A 17,796-nucleotide genomic window follows, 5' to 3' on the forward strand; every position below is an offset into this window, starting at 1 on the left:
TTTCATCTCGCCTTCACGGGTTCAGTGGGCGGGCGCGGCTGCATGCTGGATCTGTCCAGCCGCGTCCAGCGCTGCCTGATAGTTTTGGATCAAGTTGTCCACCGCGCCCTGGGTCACATCCATGATCGCCATCGGGTAGAAACCGAAGAAGATGGTCAACACGATCATCGGCACGAGAATGACTTTCTCACGCAGGTTCAGATCGAGCATGCCTTTCAGGCTTTCCTTCTCCAGCGGTCCGAAAACCACCCGCCGATACAGGAACAGCGCATAGGCAGCCGACAGAATCACACCGGTGGTGGCAAACAGGGCCACCCAGGAATTCGCCTGGTACGCGCCCATCAGGGTCAGGATTTCTCCGACGAACCCGGAGGTGCCCGGCAAACCGACATTGGCCATGGTGAAGATAAGGAAAGCCACTGCATATTTCGGCATGCGGGTGACAAGGCCACCGTAAGCCGAGATCTCGCGCGTGTGCATCCGGTCGTAGATCACCCCGACGCAAAGGAACAGCGCGCCGGACACGATACCATGGGACAACATCTGAAAGATGCCGCCCTGCAGCCCCTGCTCGTTCATCGTGAACAAGCCCATGGTCACATAACCCATGTGGGCGACGGACGAATAAGCGATCAGTTTCTTGATGTCCTGCTGCGCCAGCGCCACCAGAGAGGTGTAGATGATCGCCACCACTGACAGGGTGAAGACCATCGGCGCGAACATGTCGGAGGCAATCGGGAACATCGGCAGCGAGAAGCGCAGGAAGCCGTAGCCACCGAGCTTCAAAAGGATACCGGCCAGAATGACCGAACCTGCGGTCGGCGCTTCCACGTGCGCATCCGGCAACCAGGTATGCACAGGCCACATCGGCATCTTCACCGCAAAGCTGGCAAAGAAGGCGATCCACAGCCAGGTCTGCATCCCGGCCGGGAAATCATGCTCCAGCAGCACCGCGATGTTGGTGGTTCCCGCGTCCCAATACATCGCCATGATGGCGATCAGCATCAAAACCGAGCCAAGCAGTGTGTAGAGAAAGAACTTGTAGGACGCATAGACACGTCGCGCGCCACCCCACACGCCGATGATCAGGAACATCGGGATCAGTCCGGCCTCGAAGAACACGTAGAACACCAGCAGATCCTGCGCGCAGAACACGCCGATCATCAGGGTTTCCAGCACGAGGAAGGCGATCATGTATTCCTTCACCCGCTTCTGCACGCTCTCCCAGGAGGCGAGAATGCAGAACGGCATCAGGAAGGCCGAGAGAACGACGAAGAGGATCGAAATCCCGTCGACACCCATCCGGTAGGAAATGGCCCCACCCAACCAGTCGCTGTCTTCAACGAACTGGAAGCCCGGGTTGTTGTAATCGAACCAGCCCCAGAGGAACAGCGAGACGGCAAAGGTGAACACCGTGGTGACCAGCGCAACCCGCCGGATGTTGAGCTTGCCCCCTTCATCGTCACCTGGAACCAGGAGGATGAAGAGAACGCCTACCAGCGGCAGGAACGTGACCGTGGAGAGAATTGGCCAATCGATCATCAGTGTGCTCCTCCGGTGCTGGCACCGGTAAACATCGACCAGGTGATCAGGGCGGCCACCCCGATCAGCATGGCAAAGGCGTAGTGGTAGAGATAGCCGGTCTGCAGCTTGACGACCCAGGTGGTGACATTCTGCACGCGGGCAGCGACACCGTTCGGGCCATAGCCGTCAATCACGGTGCCATCCCCCTTCTTCCACAACGTGCGGCCCAGCCACATGGAAGAACGCACGAACAGCAGGTTGTACAATTCGTCGAAGTACCACTTGTTCAACAGGAACTGGTACAGCCCCGAATGCTGCTCGGCGAGCTTCTTCGGCAGATCTGGCCGGCGGATGTAGAACAGATAGGCGACGAGGAGGCCCCCGACCATCATCACGAAGGGCGAGACCTTCACCCAGGCCGGCACTTCATGCATGTCGTGCAGAATGTGGTTCTCCGGCCCCATGAAAATGGCGCCTTTCCAGAACTCGGCAAAGCCCTCACCGACGAAGACGCCGTAGAACACCATGCCCGACAGAACGGCCCCGACCGACAAAAGCAGCAGCGGCACAATCATCACCCACGGGCTTTCATGCACATGGCTCATGACGTCGACCGGCGCTCGAGGCTTGCCGTGAAAGGTCATGAAGGTCAGACGCCAGGAATAGAAGGACGTCAGGCCGGCCGCGAACACCGTCAGCCAGAAGGCGTATTGCGCCATGCCGTTGTGGCCCGCGTAGGCCGCCTCGATGACCGCATCCTTGGAAATAAAGCCGGCAAAACCGATGTGTGTGAACGGAATGCCGACACCGGTCAGAGCGACCGTGCCGATGAACATCGTCCAGTAGGTCCAAGGAATATGCTTTCGCAGGCCGCCCATCTTGCGCATGTCCTGCTCATCGGAAACCGCATGAATGACGGAACCGGCGCAAAGGAACAACAGCGCCTTGAAGAAAGCATGGGTGAACAGGTGGAACACCCCGATGGAGTATGCCCCCGTTCCGAGCGCCACGAACATATACCCCAGCTGCGAACAGGTGGAATAGGCAATTACGCGCTTGATGTCGTTCTGCACCAGACCGATGGTCGCGGCAAAGAACGCCGTTGTTGCGCCGAAAAAGGTCACGACGGTCAGCGCGGTATGCGACAGCTCGAACAGCGGCGACAGACGCGCCACCATGAACACACCCGCCGTCACCATGGTCGCGGCATGGATCAAGGCCGACACCGGGGTCGGGCCTTCCATCGCATCAGGCAGCCAGGTGTGCAGCAGAAACTGCGCCGACTTGCCCATCGCGCCCATGAAGAACAGCAGGCAGACAATCGTCATCGCCGAATGGGCATCAAGCTGATAGCCGAGGAACTCCAGCACTGGCGCGTGGCCCTGTCCGGACGTTTCCATCAGGCCCTGAGCATTGGAGAAGATGGTCTGAAAGTCGATGGATCCGAAGATGTAGAAGGTGCTGAAGATGGCAAGTGCGAAACCGAAGTCACCAACCCGGTTGACGACGAAAGCCTTCATCGCAGCCGCATTGGCCGAGGGCTTGTGATACCAGAAGCCGATCAGCAGATAAGAGGCAAGGCCCACGCCCTCCCAGCCGAAGAACATCTGCAACAGGTTGTCTGAGGTCACCAGCGACAACATGGCGAAGGTGAACAACGACAGATAGGCAAAGAACCGCGAACGATGCGGGTCATGATGCATATAGCCGCGCGAATACCAGTGCACCAGCGCCGAAACGGAGTTGACCACCACCAGCATGACAACGGTCAATGTGTCGATACGCAGGCCCCAGGAAACATTGAGAGCACCTGCGCTGATCCAGCGCATGATTTCGATCTGATACAGACCCGTCTCGCCGTAGCCGACAGAGAAGAAGGCGACCCAGGAGAGGATCGCTGAGGCCGTCACCAGGCTGGCGGTCACGAGTTCGCTCGCCTTGGACCCGATCATCCGCCCGAAAAGGCCGGCAATCAGAAAGCCGATCAGCGGCAGGAATACGATGGCCGTATACATTTGCCCCTAGCCTTTCATCGAATTGATGTCTTCCACGGCAATCGAGCCGCGGTTGCGGTAATAGACCACCAGGATCGCAAGGCCGATGGCAGCCTCGGCGGCCGCCACGGTCAGCACCAGCATGGTGAAGATCTGACCCATGAGATCTCCCAGGAAGGAAGAAAATGAGACCAGATTGATATTCACCGCCAGGAGCAGAAGCTCGATGGACATCAAGATGACAATCACATTTTTCCGGTTCAGAAAGATCCCGAAGATCCCGATCGTGAACAGAATGGCTGCGACCGTCAGATAGTGCGACAGACCGATTTCCATGGGCGCCTCGCCGTGCTCCCTCTCGTTTCATCCAACCGGAAACCGGGCGCGGAGTGGAACCGCCCGGACCGGACTAACTTGCGTCTCCGCGCTCTCAATACGAGCGCGGCAGTTCTTAAAGGCCCTTGCCCGACTCGACCTTCCGAATTTCGATCGACGTCGCCGGGGTGCGGGCAACCTGTGCAGAAATATCCTGCCGTTTGACGAATTCCTTGTGGCGCAGGGTCAGGACGATGGCACCGATCATGGCAACCAGCAGAATGAGACCCGCCACCTGGAAGAAGAAGACGTATTTGGTATAGAGCACCGAGCCGATGACAGAGACGTTCGACATTGCCTCCAGCGCCGGCATCGGCTCTGCCGTATGCCCAACCAGCTCAGGTGAGATCACCCAGGCTCCAAGTCCAAGCACCAGCTCGATCAGCAGCACAATGCCAACCATCGCGCCAACCGGCATGTATTGCAGGAAGCCCTGACGAAGTTCGACGAAATCGACATCGAGCATCATCACGACGAAGAGGAACAGCACCGCCACTGCACCGACGTAGACGACGATGAGCAGCAGCGCCAGATACTCGGCTCCCAGCATGACGAACAGTCCGGCCGAATTGACGAAGGCCAGAATGAGGAACAACACCGAGTGAACCGGGTTTCTGGAGGCAATCACCATAAAGGCGGACGCCACCGTCACACCGGCGAAAAGATAGAAAAAGAGCGCACTCAGGATCATAGGAGACCTGCCTGTCGTCTGGCCGGAACCGGCCGGGAGTGGGCTGCAGACAAGGACCGGATCGTCTTGTCGGCTGCCCGGATTAACGTTACGTCATGCGCCCTTAGCGGTACGGCGCATCGAGTTCGAGATTGCGGGCAATTTCCCGCTCCCACCGATCCCCATTCGCGAGCAGCTTCTCCTTGTTGTAGTAGAGCTCCTCACGGGTTTCGGTGGCAAATTCGAAGTTAGGGCCCTCGACGACCGCATCGACCGGACAGGCTTCCTGACAGAAGCCGCAGTAGATGCATTTCACCATGTCGATGTCGTAGCGCGTCGTCCGACGTGTGCCGTCGTTGCGCCGCGGACCAGCTTCGATGGTGATCGCCTGCGCCGGGCAGATGGCCTCACACAGCTTGCATGCAATGCAACGCTCCTCCCCGTTGGGATAGCGGCGCAGAACATGTTCTCCACGGAAGCGCGGGCTCACTTCTCCCTTTTCAAAGGGGTAGTTGATCGTCGGCTTCGGCTTGAAGAAATAGCGCATGGCAAGGAAGAACGCCGAAACGAACTCCTTCAAGAACAGCGATTTAGCGGCCTGATCAAGTCCCATCGCTCGTGCCTTCCTTAAAACGTCCCTCAGCCGGCAAGTGACACGCCGGCCCAATACCCGATCATCGGAAATCCGACCATCGAACCTACAAATACCAAGGCCTTTATCTGGCCCCGGTAGCGGACGAGCAAGCTGCCTTCAGCTCCCTCCCCCTTCTTTTTCTCAGCCATCGCCCCAAGGATCCCGGTCAGGATCTTGGCATCGACCCACCCCAGGTATGCCCCCAGGATGGCACCGATCACGCCAACGAGTGACGGACTCATATTCGTGTGCCCCCGGCGCGGCTCAAGCCGCCCCCGGTGCCCAGCCAGTGATCATCAGCACAGCGGCGACGATCACGACCATGGCCAGCGACAACGGCAGGAAGACTTTCCAACCCAGACGCATCAGCTGGTCATAGCGATAACGCGGTACCATGGCCTTCACCATGGCGATCATGAAGAACACCATGAACGACTTGATCAGGAACCAGATGATCCCCGGCACCCAGGTGAAGGGCGCAAAGTCGAACGGCGGCAGCCATCCACCCATGAACATGATGGTCATCAGACCGCACATCAGGCAGATGGAGACATACTCAGCCAACATGAACATCATGTATGGGGTTGAGCCATATTCCACCATGAAGCCGGCAACCAGCTCGGATTCGGCTTCCGCCAAATCGAACGGAGGCCGGTTCGTCTCAGCCAGAGCCGAGATGAAAAATACGACGAACATCGGCAGCAGCGGCAGCCAGTACCAGTTCAAGAAGCTGAGCCACGGCAGGCCAATGGCACTTGCCAGGCCGGTCTGCTGCGCCAGCACGATTTTCGACAGGTTCAAGGAGCCTGCGCACATCAGCACCGTCACGATGACAAAGCCGATGGACACCTCATAAGAGACCATTTGAGCCGCCGACCGCAGGGCCGACAGGAACGGATATTTGGAGTTGGAGGCCCAACCGCCAATGATCACGCCGTAAACCCCCAGCGACGACACCGCGAAGATGTAGAGGATGCCAACGTTGATGTCGGCAATCACCCAGCCCTCGGCAACGGGCATCACCACCCAACCGGCCAGCGCCAGAACCACCGACACCAGTGGCGCCAGCAAGAACAGAACCTTGTTCGAGCCCGACGGGATCACCGGTTCTTTCAAGACGAACTTCAAAAGATCGGCAAAGCTCTGAAACAGTCCCCAGGGACCAACCACGTTCGGCCCGCGACGGATCTGCACAGCAGCCCAGATCTTGCGGTCCGCCAGCAGGACGTAGGCGACGATAACCAGCAGCACCACCATGAGGAGGACACTCTGGAAGGCCATCCAAAGGAAAGGAAAGCCGTAGGTCGTCATGAAATCCGACATGTTTCGCCCCTGCCCTTATTCCGCAGCTTCGGCCGCGCGCGCCTTGGCGAGAGCGGAACATTCCGCCATCGTCTTGGAGGCCCGTGCGATCGGGTTCGTGAGATAGAATTCGTTGACGGCGTTGGCAAAGCCTGCCGCTTCGAGATTGCCTGCCAGCTTGGCCAGATTGTCCAGCTCGCCGTCCACCACCGGTTCGATGCCGTCAATGGTGAGAAGGTGCGGATGATCCTGCCCTAGCTTGGCACGCAGCTCGGTCAAGCTGTCGAACGGCAGCTGCTGTCCGAGAACCGCAGAAAGTGCCCGAAGGATGGCCCAGTCGTCGCGCGCATCACCAACCGGGAACCCGGCGCGGTTTGCCACCTGAACCCGGCCTTCCGTATTGACGTAGATACCGGACTTCTCCGTGTAGGTCGCCCCAGGCAGGATCACATCGGCTGTATGTGCGCCACGGTCGCCGTGGGTGCCGATGTAGACGGTGAACGTCTGGGCGAAAGCGCCCATGTCCATCTCGTCGGCTCCCAGCAGGAAGACGGCATCCAGCTCACCGTTTTCGCCGGCATGCTGCATGTCGAGAACCGACTTGCCGCCTTCACCGGGAACGAAACCGATATCCAGGCCACCGACGCGGCTGGCGGCAGTGTGCAGAACGTTGAAGCCATTCCAGTCAGCGCTGATTGCACCCACAGACTGGGCAAGCTTGGCCGCATGCCCCAGGATAGACGCACCATCGACACGGGCCAGAGCCCCCTGACCGACGATGATCATAGGCTTCTTGGCGGCCTTCAGCACGTCGAGGAAGCTGTTCTTTCCAGCAATCAGATCGCGCAGCGTGTCAGTGCCAGCACCCAGATACGTGGTTTCATAAGTCAGGTCGGCCGCCTGACCGATAACACCGACCTTCAGTCCCCCCTTGCGCCACTGCTTGCGGATCCGGGCATTCAGCACCGGAGCCTCGAAGCGCGGGTTCGAGCCAATGATCAGAACCGCGTCTGCCTCTTCAATCCCCTCAATCGTGGAATTGAAGGTGTAGCTGGAGCGGCCGTTGTCCGGATGCAGCTTGGCACCGTCCTGACGACAGTCGATGTTGGTCGAGCCGAGGGAGGTCATCAGACCCTTCAGGGCATACATTTCCTCAACCGTGGCAAGGTCACCGGCAATCGCGCCAATGCGCGCTCCGTCCGTGTCCTTGAGCTTGTCGGCGATGATCTGGAACGCCTGAGACCAGGACACTGGCTGCAGACGACCGTCGATCTTGGCGTAAGGCTTGTCGAGACGCTGGGTGCGCAGCCCGTCCCAGATGTAGCGGGACTTGTCGGAAAGCCATTCCTCGTTCACCGCCTCGTTGAGACGCGGCAGAACACGCATGACTTCCTTGCCTCGAGTGTCGACCCGGATGGCTGATCCGACAGCATCCATCACGTCGACACTTTCGGTTTTCACCAGCTCCCAGGGACGTGCCTGGAATTCGTAAGGCTTGTGGGTCAGCGCTCCAACCGGACACAGGTCGGCAACATTGCCCTGCATCTCGGACGACAGCGCGGCCTCCAGATAGGTGGTGATTTCGGCATCTTCACCGCGACCGATGAGCCCCATATCCGTCACGCCGCAGACTTCCGTGGTAAAACGAACGCAGCGGGTGCAATGGATGCAGCGGGTCATGATCGTCTTGATCAGCGGCCCGATTTCCTTGTTTTCAACGGCACGCTTGTTTTCATGAAAGCGCGTGCCATCGACACCATAGGCCATCGCCTGATCCTGCAGATCGCATTCGCCACCCTGGTCGCAGATCGGGCAATCCAGCGGATGGTTGATCAGGAGAAACTCCATCACACCTTCTCTGGCCTTTTTGACCATCGGGCTCTTGGTTTCCACAACTGGCGGTTCACCGTTGGGGCCCGGTCGCAAGTCCCGAACCGACATGGCACAGGAGGCGGTCGGCTTGGGCGGTCCGCCCTTCACTTCCACCAGGCACATGCGACAGTTGCCAGCAATGGACAGGCGCTCGTGGTAGCAGAAGCGCGGCACCTCGGCGCCGGCTGCCTCACACGCCTGAAGCACAGTGAAGTCCGACGGGACTTCAACTTCATTGCCGTCGATGATCAGCTTCGTCATTGGCTGCTATCCTCGCGACATTCTTCCTTGGCCTGATAGGCGTCCAGAAGTGCCGTCACCTCAATTCCATCAATCGTCATGCCATGCAGGTTACAGTCGGAAATCTGCGCGCCTGCAAGATTGGCGTTCTCGATCTTGAGCCCAGCCAGGTTGAGATCATTCAAGACCCAGCCGGACATATTCACGTTCTGAAAGCTGCCGCCGGACATGTTCACGTCCTTGTAGCTGCCACCAGACAAATTCACGTTCTCAAAGGCGCAGCCCGCAAGGCTCACGTCCAGAAGGGATGAGGCAGAGAGATCACTCTCAACGACGTCCATCTGATGTTTTTCCTTGCGGATCTTCACGCCCCTTACTCCGCCGCGACCATCACCGGAGCCGCTTTCGGCTTGGCGATGTAATCATCGATACGCTGTTCGATGACTGGTCGGAAATTCTTGATCAAGCCTTGGATTGGCCAGGCCGCTGCGTCGCCAAGCGCGCAGATTGTGTGGCCCTCGACCTGCTTGGTCACGTTGAACAGCATGTCGATTTCTTCGCGAGACGACTGGCCCTTCACCATGCGTTCCATGACACGCCACATCCAGCCGGTGCCTTCGCGGCACGGCGTACACTGGCCGCAGCTCTCATGCTTGTAGAAGTAGCTGATGCGGGCAATGGCCTTGATGATGTCGGTCGACTTGTCCATGACGATGACCGCTGCCGTGCCGAGGCCGGAGCCGAGCCCGCGCAGACTGTCGAAGTCCATCGGTGTGTCCTTGATCTGCTCCGCTGTCAGGCACGGTACCGAAGACCCGCCCGGAATCACCGCCAGCAAATTTTCGTACCCACCGCGAATGCCGCCGCAGTGCCGGTCCATCATTTCGCCGAACGGCATGCCGAGTTCTTCCTCGAACGTCGCGGGCTGATTGACGTGACCGGATACGCAGAAGAGCTTCGTGCCGGTATTGTTCGGCGTCCCGAGACCGGAGAACCAGGCACCGCCACGGCGCAGGATTGTCGGCGCCACTGCGATGGACTCAACATTGTTCACTGTCGTCGGGCAGCCATAAAGACCAACGTTCGCCGGGAACGGAGGCTTCAGGCGCGGCTGGCCCTTCTTGCCTTCCAGGCTTTCCAGCAGAGCCGTTTCCTCGCCACAGATGTAGGCGCCGGCACCGTGGTGAACGTAGATGTCGAAATCGTAGCCGTTCTTGTTGTTCTTGCCGATCAGGCCGGCATCATAGGCCTGGTCGATCGCAGCCTGAAGCCGCTCACGTTCACGGATGAACTCGCCACGCACATAAATGTAAGCGGCAATCGCGTTCATCGCATATCCGGCAAGAAGACAGCCCTCGACCAGCGTATGCGGGTCATGGCGCAGAATTTCACGGTCCTTGCAGGTGCCTGGCTCGGATTCATCGGCATTGACCACGAGGTAAGCCGGACGACCGTCGGATTCCTTCGGCATGAAGGACCACTTGAGGCCGGTCGGAAAGCCTGCACCGCCGCGACCGCGCAACCCGGAAGCCTTCATCTCGTCGATGATCCAGCTCCGGCCTTTCTCGATCAGACCTTTGGTGCCATCCCAGTGCCCACGCTTTTGCGCGCCTTCAAGACCCCAGTCGTGCAGACCGTAGATATTGGTGAAGATGCGATCCTGATCCTTCAGCATATCGATCTCCTATCCTTCGTTCTTGCTGGAAGCAACTTCGCCCTTGGCGACGCGCTTTGAGAACTCGGTTTCACCGCCTTCGGCAAGGATCTTGGACTGGTCGATCCAGCCATCCCGTTCGATACGGCCCTTGAATTTCAATCGGCTGTCAACCCAGACAACTTCTGCCGGGCCCCAGGCGGCGATCTGCGAGAAGTGGTAGATCCCCATCTCGTTCAGCGTCGCTTCCAGTTTCGGCCCAACGCCCTTCAGCTGCTTCAGATCATCGGCCTTGCCGTCTGCAGGGGCCTGCAACAACTCCGGCTTCTGCTCTTCTGTCGCGTCTTCAGCAGGTTCGGTTTTGGTCGCAACTGCTTTAGCTGGCGCAGCAGTCCCGGGCTTTGTCTTGTCGTCAGAGCTGGTCTTTTCGCCACCGGAGCGCGCGACCTCAACTTCGGGACGTCCGCCGGCATCCGGCTTGCCCTTGTTCTGATCTTTCGCAGCCGGAGAACTTGCCTTGGCTTCGGCTTCCTTCGCCGCTGCCGTGTCCGGAGACTTCGGCTTGGCGTTATGCTCTTCCTCGGTCATCTTGGCAGCATGCGCCTGAACCACCTTGGCGACAGCATCTTCTGCCGGCGTTGGCACACCGTCATAGTCCTTGCCGCCGGTGTTGATGGCAGCACCCGCGAAATGATGCGAGATCGGCTCGGATCCGTTGACGACCAGTGGCTGCGGCAGCACGCCCCTGGTATTGTCATCGATCTCCGTCAGCGTAGTCTGACCACCTTCGGCCATACCAAAACGCCGACCGTTCTGCGGCCCCGGTGTCACTTCGTTGCCAGCTTCGATGTTGTCGAGCAGCGTATTGAAGGTCTCTTCCGTCAGATCTTCGTAGGTGTCCTTGAAGATCTGAACCATCGGCGCGTTCACACACGCCCCAAGGCACTCGACTTCTTCCCAGGAGAAATCACCATCTTCGGAGATCTCATGCATGTGGGCGGCAATGCGGCTCTGACAGATCTTGATCAGGTCGCCTGCCCCGCGCAGCATACAAGGAGTTGTTCCGCACACCTGGATGTGAGCTTTTTTGCCCACCGGCTGCAGCTGGAACATCGTGTAGAAGGTCGCGACTTCCAACACTCGAATATGCGGCATGTCGAGCAGCGCAGCGATATAGCGGATGGCTGGCTCCGTGACCCAGCCCTCATGCTGCTCCTGGGCACGCCACAGCAGCGGAATGACAGCAGAGGCCTGACGGCCCGCCGGATAGCGGTTGATAACCTTGTGCGCCCAGGCCAGGTTTTCCGGCGTGAACTCGAAACTTTCAGGTTGTTCCGCGGCAAGTCTGCGAACCGCCATGGTGTTATCCCCGTTCTGTCACGTTGACCGGAGCCGCGCATTCGGCTGCCAGGGTCATTTTCGAAAGGATGAGAGCGACCATCAGCGATCGACCTCACCGAACACGATGTCGAGCGAACCCAGCACCGCAGAAACGTCTGCCAGCTGGTGGCCACGACACAGAAAGTCCATTGCCTGCAAATGAGCGTAGCCGGGTGCCTTGATCTTGCAGCGGTAGGGCTTGTTGGTGCCATCAGAAACAAGATAGACGCCGAACTCGCCCTTCGGCGCTTCCACGGCGGCGTAAACTTCGCCTTCCGGCACGTGGTAGCCTTCGGTGTAGAGTTTGAAGTGATGGATCAGCGCTTCCATCGACCGCTTCATCTCACCGCGCTTCGGTGGAACGATCTTGCCATCAGTGGAGGAAACTGGACCGGTTTCCACGGTCAGCTTTTCCAGGCACTGCTTCATGATCCGCACTGACTGGCGCATCTCTTCCACACGGATGAGATAGCGGTCATAACAGTCGCCGTTCTTCCCGACCGGAATGTCGAAGTCGAGATCCGCATAGCACTCATAAGGCTGCGACTTGCGCAAATCCCATGCAGCACCCGATCCGCGAACCATCACGCCGGAAAAGCCCCAGGCCCAGGCATCATCCAGAGACACGACGCCGATATCGACGTTGCGCTGCTTGAAGATACGGTTACCGGTCAAAAGCGTCTCGATATCGTCGAGACGCAGCAGGAACGGGTCGCAGAAGTCCCAGATGTCATCCAGAAGCTTGCGCGGCACATCCTGATGAACACCTCCAGGACGGAAATACGCGGCGTGCATCCGGGCGCCGGACGCGCGCTCATAAAACACCATCAGCTCTTCGCGTGGCTCAAAGCCCCACAACGGCGGGGTCAGCGCACCAACGTCCATCGCCTGGGTCGTGATGTTGAGCAGATGCGACAGCAGGCGGCCCATTTCGGAAAACAGCACGCGCAGCAACTGGCCGCGCATCGGCACAGTGATGCCGAGCAGCTTTTCCACGCCAAGAGCGAATGCATGCTCCTGGTTCATTGGCGCCACATAATCGAGACGGTCGAAATACGGCACGGCCTGAAGATAGGTCTTCTGCTCGATCAGCTTTTCGGTGCCGCGGTGCAGCAGGCCGATATGCGGATCGATGCGTGTACACACCTCGCCATCCAGCTCCAGCACAAGCCGTAGCACGCCGTGCGCCGCCGGGTGCTGGGGACCGAAGTTGATGTTGAAATTTCTAACCTGAGCCTCAGCCATGTTGAGGGTCCTGTTTCGGGGCGTAGAGAGCAAATACCTCGGCGCCGGTCATCTTCTGGGTGTCGTTGGCGAAACTGTAGTTTGCAGGCTGTTCGTCAACGAAGATTTCGCTTGTCAGTCGGAATTGGGCCGGGTCGTCAAAGGCCTGGGCAGACACCGAACTGTGTGATCCGTCCTGAAGCCGCCACATCAGCGTCGAACCGCAGGTCTTGCAGAACACGCGCTCACCGTAGTCGGAGGACTTGTAGACACCCAGCGAGGTCTCGTCTTCAACCTGAACACTCGTGCCGCAGGCAACCGCCATATACACGCCACCGCTCCACTTGCGACACATTTCGCAGTGGCACAGGCCCATCTCGTCCGTGTTCGGGGTCGCCTTAAACCGGATTGCGCCACACATGCAGCTGCCGGAAAGTTCACTCGGCATATCGGCTCCCCTCAACTCGCCTTCTCATCGCCTGGCAGCACATAGTCTGTGCCTTCCCATGGCGAGAGAAAATCAAAATTGCGCATTTCCTGATTGAGGCGAACCGGCTCATAGACAACCCGTTTCTTCTCATCATCGTAACGCAGCTCGACATACCCGGTCACGGGGAAGTCCTTGCGCAGCGGGAAGCCGTCGAAACCATAGTCCGTCAGAATGCGGCGCAGATCCGGGTGCCCGGAAAACAGGATGCCGTACATGTCGTAGGCTTCACGCTCGAACCATTCAGCGCCCGGAAACAGCCCGGTGATCGAGGGCACCGGCGTGTCGTCATCGGTTGCAACCTTTATGCGGATGCGCTGGTTCTGCATGGGAGAAAGAAAGTGATAGACAACATCGAACCGCTTGTCGCGCGACGGATAGTCGACGCCGCACAAGTCGGTGATGTTGACGAACTTGCACGAGGAGTTGTCGCGCAGAAAACGCACGGCTTCGAGGACATCCGAGATGCCTACTTCCAACGTCAACTCGCCATATTCAACACTCGAGGAAAGAACGGCGCTGCCGAGCGACAGCGTGATATGCTCGGCCAGATCCTTCAGCGTCTCGTCCATTCGTGTATCCCTCACTCCGTTGGAGCCCAGAGGCGAACCGGAAGTTCGCCCGAATTGTCCAGGGTGAGCTCCTCCTCACCCGGCGCATGCCGTTCTGACGGGCCGACGCCCGCCGATCGGGCCTATCGTTCGATCGTACCCGTGCGGCGGATCTTCTTTTGCAGCATCAAGACGCCGTACAGAAGTGCCTCGGCTGTCGGAGGACAGCCCGGGATGTAGATGTCGACGGGCACGATGCGGTCGCAACCGCGCACCACCGAATAAGAATAGTGATAGTAGCCGCCACCGTTGGCACAGGATCCCATCGAGATCACATAGCGTGGCTCGGGCATCTGGTCATAGACCTTACGAAGCGCCGGAGCCATCTTGTTGGTCAATGTGCCAGCCACGATCATCACGTCAGACTGACGCGGAGACGCACGCGGCGCAGTGCCGAAGCGCTCGATATCGTAATGCGGCATGGAGACCTGGATCATTTCCACTGCGCAGCAGGCAAGACCAAAGGTCATCCACATCAGGGAGCCTGTCCGGGCCCACTGGATCAGCGCATCCGTGGAGGTGACGAGAAACCCCTTGTCGGCCAGCTCGTCGTTGATTTCCAGGAAGAACGGATCATCACTGCCCACCGGGCGACCGGTGTTCGGGTCAATGATGCCCTTCGGGCTTTCCGCGATGAGCGGACCGGTTGAGGTCAATCCCATTCCAGCGCTCCCTTTTTCCATTCGTAGATGAAGCCGATCGTCAGAACGCCGAGGAAGACCATCATCGACCAGAACCCGAACCAGCCGAGACTGCCGAACTGAACCGACCACGGAAACAGAAACGCCACTTCCAGATCAAAGATGATGAACAGGATCGAGACGAGATAGAAGCGAATATCGAATTTCATACGCGCATCGTCGAAAGCGTTGAAACCGCACTCATAAGCGGAGAGCTTTTCCGGATCCGGATTTCGGTAGGCCAGAAGGAACGGGGAAATGAGCAACGCCAGCCCAATCACCAGCGCTATGCCGATGAAGACGACGATCGGGACATATTCCCGCAATAGATCTTCCATGTCTTCGCGTCCTTGCAGTGAGGGCGGATCGGGAGGAGATCCGGCCTTGCGAGCTCAACCGATGGCAGCACGTATCCTGCGCCAGGGGCCAAACCCACCAACCGTTAAAATCGGTTAGCATGCGAAGGCACGCTTAGCCCACGCGATAATGCAACGCAAGGCCCTATAGGGTCAAAGAAAAGTCCAGCTTTCGCCGCGACACCGCCAAGCCGCTGCATTCCCGCCGTTTCGACGCGTGGCAAGCGGTGCAAAACTGTCCGGCCAGCATTGGGGCTTTTGCCTATTTGACGGCATGGGCGCAGAGCTGAATCGTGAAAATCGGTTTCGGGAATCTGGTGCTCGAGGAAATTCCCCTTATTGTTGAGTATCATAATCAGAAATTGACAGAAACACCAGACATCCCAAGAAGCACTTCCGACCACAACACACTGCCTGTTGAAGGACGCCTGAAGGCACCGGAACAGACAAAAGAGATCGACAAAGGAGAGGTCGGGGAATGGAATTTGCGAAGGTTGAGGCGAGCAAGCCAGGACCAGATCACGTCCTGGAGGTCGCCCTGAAGCCCCGCATCGAAACGCACATAGGAAGGACCGAACAAGCCTTGCCAGGCGCCCTGCCCGCAGCCGCTCGAGATCGCCTGCAAGGCCCCTAAAAACCAGATGAGATTGCCGGTGCTGAAACGCTCGCATCCGCGTCGCTTGCAACGCATGAAATAACAAACAACTTTAACCCCAGAGGCCAAGCCTTGGAGTTAATGGAGTTTTTTGATTTTTCGGAATCTCGTCTGGGAACCGTAAGTGGCGCGAGTGACGGGACTCGAACCCGCGACCTCCGGCGTGACAGGCCGGCACTCTAACCAACTGAGCTACACCCGCACACTTTACGGTATATGTTTGCGCCGCTTCACCTTTAAGCGGTCATTGCTGTCACACAATGACCAAGACAAAGTGGCGCGAGTGACGGGACTCGAACCCGCGACCTCCGGCGTGACAGGCCGGCACTCTAACCAACTGAGCTACACCCGCTTCCGTTGGCGACGCGTTGTCGCCGTGGAGTGACGCCGATGTACGGCGCCGAACGTACGAAGTCAAGCACCCCGTCAAAGCCCAAATGACGTTTTTGCGAAACTTTCCCAAACCCAAGCATTTTCGCGGCATTCCGGCTCAGTCGATTTGTGGATAATGCCCGCCGCCTCTTCGGAAAACTGCAGTTTTTGAAATCCGGACATTCCATTTTTCCGCAACTTATCCACATAAGCATTCTCGACAGGGCAAAAACCCGCAAGAAAACAACACCCCCCTCGCTATTCCCCGTCATCCCCCACGCCGAACGCCCATTGCCGCGCCCCGGTCGTGAGCGGAATACCCAGTCATTTGAGACAGTTCTGCCCAGAAGTCCGCGCGACCGCCTTTACGAATACAACCTTTGTTTGTACAGCGACTAAAGACTCAGACAATGTACGCATCGACAAATTTTTTCAGACTACATTTGGATCCGGATAGAGATGGACTTCATTAGTTTATCAAGAAATGCCCTCGACATATGGTCTCAGGAAGAAGAGGGCAGCAATTCGGACTCCCTCATCCTGAAGCTGCTCCCACTAACTCAGCCTCCCGGGATTAACCTCCATCGCTTGAATGTAGATTTTGACAAGAAGGAGGACTTTGTTCTCCAGAATATTGTCGAAAAAACCGATCAGCGGCGGCGTGGCGCAACCCGAATGGGCGATCATCCGGATCAAGCCTATGTCGAGGCAAATGTCTTCCCGGCATTTATGGAAGCACGCGACACGGGGCACCCGGTGATCGACTGCGTGTCGGCCAAAGCCGTCGACCGCTATTACATCTACGACAGAGTCATTTTGCCTCAGAAGTGCTCGGCACCGCAGCGCGCCCTCTGGCTCGTCGCCATTGTCTGGCCCCGCCTGATCCTGCCCATCCCCGAGATCCGGCCGCAACTTACAGAAGCCGAAGCCGATATTCTGAAATGCCTGATGATGGGCGAGCAGCCAAAAGAGATTGCACCGCAACTCAACCTCAGCCGCCGCGCCATTGAGCATCGAATCCAGTCACTGAAAGCCAAATATGGGGCACGCAACGTGACCCACCTGGTCGCCCTCGCCATTACGAACGAGCTTGTTGGATAGGGTGAAACGTCCCCCGACCCGACAATCATGCCTTTATCGGAAATTTTACCGGATCACCTAAGGTCTATTTTCACTTTTTCAGCGTGAAATCTGCCGAGTTCATTGAATCACCAGTCAAGGCAAGGGCCAACGCATGGATGTCCAGGAAATTTCCAAGCTGGCAGAAAAGCATTTCAAGGCGCTGGCCGACAGCGGCATCGTGACAAGCATGAACCGGCCTGAGCTCGCAAGCCGCCTCCTGAGCGCCGTCCTCACCGAGCTGGGCTTCAAAGCCGCCGACGCGCCGACCGCCCCTTCGGTTGGACCCCTGCAGTCAGCTGCAAACAGCAACATCCCCGTTCTCGAGTCACTCGACCAGTCGCTCATCGGAATTTACCAGGATGTGACCGAACGGCTGATCGACAACCTGCTTCTCTCAAAACTTTAAAAAGCATCGCCGCACGCCGAACTTATAACGCAGGCGCAACGCAGAAAAACCCCGTCCCTGATGGCACTCCATCCGGAAGACTGGTGTCTGTTGTTCAAAACTTTAAAGGGGGGAATGGTGGGCGATGAGAGACTCGAACTCCCGACATCCTCGGTGTAAACGAGGCGCTCTACCAACTGAGCTAATCGCCCGCTTGCCACGCTGTTCAGCGCCGCGGTGGGTGCCTTTTAGGCGTTAA

18 protein-coding genes and 3 tRNA genes are annotated in these 17,796 nt (G+C 58.2%); 2 read left to right on the forward strand and 19 right to left on the reverse strand.

Features of this window, described 5'->3' with window-relative positions; translation table 11 throughout:
* Positions 1 to 21: 21 nt before the first annotated feature.
* From J0X15_RS04845 to J0X15_RS04930, 18 genes are all read right to left on the reverse strand, one after another.
* The gene (locus J0X15_RS04845) at positions 22 to 1,542 is read right to left on the reverse strand and encodes an NADH-quinone oxidoreductase subunit M (RefSeq protein ID WP_206938640.1); all 1,521 of its coding nucleotides are present in this window, start codon (positions 1,540 to 1,542) and stop codon (positions 22 to 24) included.
* Entirely contained in the window at positions 1,542 to 3,539 is a 1,998-nt protein-coding gene (gene nuoL, locus J0X15_RS04850; RefSeq protein WP_206938643.1) for an NADH-quinone oxidoreductase subunit L, read from the reverse strand. The genes J0X15_RS04845 and nuoL overlap by 1 nt, the downstream gene beginning before the upstream one ends.
* A 6-nt stretch (positions 3,540 to 3,545) precedes the next feature.
* A complete protein-coding gene (nuoK, locus tag J0X15_RS04855) occupies positions 3,546 to 3,854 on the reverse strand; it encodes an NADH-quinone oxidoreductase subunit NuoK (protein ID WP_149891972.1) in 309 nt (102 codons plus the stop codon).
* A gap of 115 nt (positions 3,855 to 3,969) precedes the next feature.
* Complete coding sequence (locus J0X15_RS04860) at positions 3,970 to 4,584, reverse strand: NADH-quinone oxidoreductase subunit J (RefSeq protein ID WP_206938645.1); 615 nt, start codon at positions 4,582 to 4,584, stop codon at positions 3,970 to 3,972.
* A 103-nt stretch (positions 4,585 to 4,687) separates the two neighbouring features.
* Complete coding sequence (nuoI, locus tag J0X15_RS04865) at positions 4,688 to 5,176, reverse strand: NADH-quinone oxidoreductase subunit NuoI (RefSeq protein ID WP_206938646.1); 489 nt, start codon at positions 5,174 to 5,176, stop codon at positions 4,688 to 4,690.
* Between the two features lie 26 nt (positions 5,177 to 5,202).
* Positions 5,203 to 5,439, reverse strand: coding sequence for a hypothetical protein (locus J0X15_RS04870; RefSeq protein ID WP_206938647.1), 237 nt, complete (start codon positions 5,437 to 5,439; stop codon positions 5,203 to 5,205).
* A gap of 22 nt (positions 5,440 to 5,461) precedes the next feature.
* Positions 5,462 to 6,520, reverse strand: coding sequence for an NADH-quinone oxidoreductase subunit NuoH (gene nuoH / locus J0X15_RS04875; protein WP_206938648.1), 1,059 nt, complete (start codon positions 6,518 to 6,520; stop codon positions 5,462 to 5,464).
* Between the two features lie 15 nt (positions 6,521 to 6,535).
* Complete coding sequence (gene nuoG / locus J0X15_RS04880) at positions 6,536 to 8,632, reverse strand: NADH-quinone oxidoreductase subunit NuoG (RefSeq protein ID WP_206938649.1); 2,097 nt, start codon at positions 8,630 to 8,632, stop codon at positions 6,536 to 6,538.
* Positions 8,629 to 8,979: a pentapeptide repeat-containing protein gene (locus J0X15_RS04885; RefSeq protein WP_206938650.1), complete on the reverse strand. Its 351-nt coding sequence runs from the start codon at positions 8,977 to 8,979 to the stop codon at positions 8,629 to 8,631. The genes nuoG and J0X15_RS04885 overlap by 4 nt, the downstream gene beginning before the upstream one ends.
* Before the next feature lie 5 nt (positions 8,980 to 8,984).
* Complete coding sequence (gene nuoF / locus J0X15_RS04890; RefSeq protein ID WP_206938651.1) at positions 8,985 to 10,286, reverse strand: NADH-quinone oxidoreductase subunit NuoF; 1,302 nt, start codon at positions 10,284 to 10,286, stop codon at positions 8,985 to 8,987.
* Between the two features lie 9 nt (positions 10,287 to 10,295).
* Complete coding sequence (nuoE, locus tag J0X15_RS04895) at positions 10,296 to 11,624, reverse strand: NADH-quinone oxidoreductase subunit NuoE (protein WP_206938653.1); 1,329 nt, start codon at positions 11,622 to 11,624, stop codon at positions 10,296 to 10,298.
* Between the two features lie 81 nt (positions 11,625 to 11,705).
* The gene (locus J0X15_RS04900) at positions 11,706 to 12,890 is read right to left on the reverse strand and encodes an NADH-quinone oxidoreductase subunit D (protein WP_206938655.1); all 1,185 of its coding nucleotides are present in this window, start codon (positions 12,888 to 12,890) and stop codon (positions 11,706 to 11,708) included.
* Positions 12,883 to 13,317 carry a GFA family protein gene (locus tag J0X15_RS04905; protein WP_206938657.1) on the reverse strand — a complete coding sequence of 145 codons (435 nt, stop codon included), beginning with the start codon at positions 13,315 to 13,317 and terminating at the stop codon, positions 12,883 to 12,885. The genes J0X15_RS04900 and J0X15_RS04905 overlap by 8 nt, the downstream gene beginning before the upstream one ends.
* An 11-nt stretch (positions 13,318 to 13,328) precedes the next feature.
* Positions 13,329 to 13,928 (reverse strand): NADH-quinone oxidoreductase subunit C, encoded by a 600-nt coding sequence (locus J0X15_RS04910; RefSeq protein ID WP_206938658.1) that lies wholly within the window; start codon positions 13,926 to 13,928, stop codon positions 13,329 to 13,331.
* 122 nt (positions 13,929 to 14,050) lie between these two features.
* A complete protein-coding gene (locus J0X15_RS04915; protein WP_206938659.1) occupies positions 14,051 to 14,629 on the reverse strand; it encodes a NuoB/complex I 20 kDa subunit family protein in 579 nt (192 codons plus the stop codon).
* A complete protein-coding gene (locus J0X15_RS04920; RefSeq protein ID WP_206938660.1) occupies positions 14,620 to 14,985 on the reverse strand; it encodes an NADH-quinone oxidoreductase subunit A in 366 nt (121 codons plus the stop codon). Before J0X15_RS04920 ends, J0X15_RS04915 begins: the two co-directional genes overlap by 10 nt.
* A gap of 798 nt (positions 14,986 to 15,783) precedes the next feature.
* Positions 15,784 to 15,860: transfer RNA gene (locus J0X15_RS04925), tRNA-Asp, on the reverse strand.
* Between the two features lie 73 nt (positions 15,861 to 15,933).
* Positions 15,934 to 16,010: transfer RNA gene (locus J0X15_RS04930), tRNA-Asp, on the reverse strand.
* A 479-nt stretch (positions 16,011 to 16,489) separates the two neighbouring features.
* On the opposite strand from J0X15_RS04930, the gene J0X15_RS04935 reads away from it, so the two are divergent.
* Together J0X15_RS04935 and J0X15_RS04940 are read left to right on the forward strand one after the other, a co-directional pair.
* Positions 16,490 to 17,131 carry a helix-turn-helix transcriptional regulator gene (locus J0X15_RS04935; RefSeq protein ID WP_206938661.1) on the forward strand — a complete coding sequence of 214 codons (642 nt, stop codon included), beginning with the start codon at positions 16,490 to 16,492 and terminating at the stop codon, positions 17,129 to 17,131.
* Between the two features lie 133 nt (positions 17,132 to 17,264).
* Positions 17,265 to 17,558, forward strand: a complete 294-nt coding sequence (locus tag J0X15_RS04940) for a hypothetical protein (RefSeq protein ID WP_206938662.1) — start codon at positions 17,265 to 17,267, stop codon at positions 17,556 to 17,558.
* A gap of 115 nt (positions 17,559 to 17,673) precedes the next feature.
* On the opposite strand, the gene J0X15_RS04945 is transcribed toward J0X15_RS04940, so the two are convergent.
* Positions 17,674 to 17,749, reverse strand: a tRNA-Val gene (locus tag J0X15_RS04945).
* Positions 17,750 to 17,796 lie beyond the last annotated feature (47 nt).

It is taken from the genome of Roseibium limicola (assembly GCF_017313085.1).
Taxonomy (GTDB): Bacteria; Pseudomonadota; Alphaproteobacteria; order Rhizobiales; family Stappiaceae; genus Roseibium; species Roseibium limicola.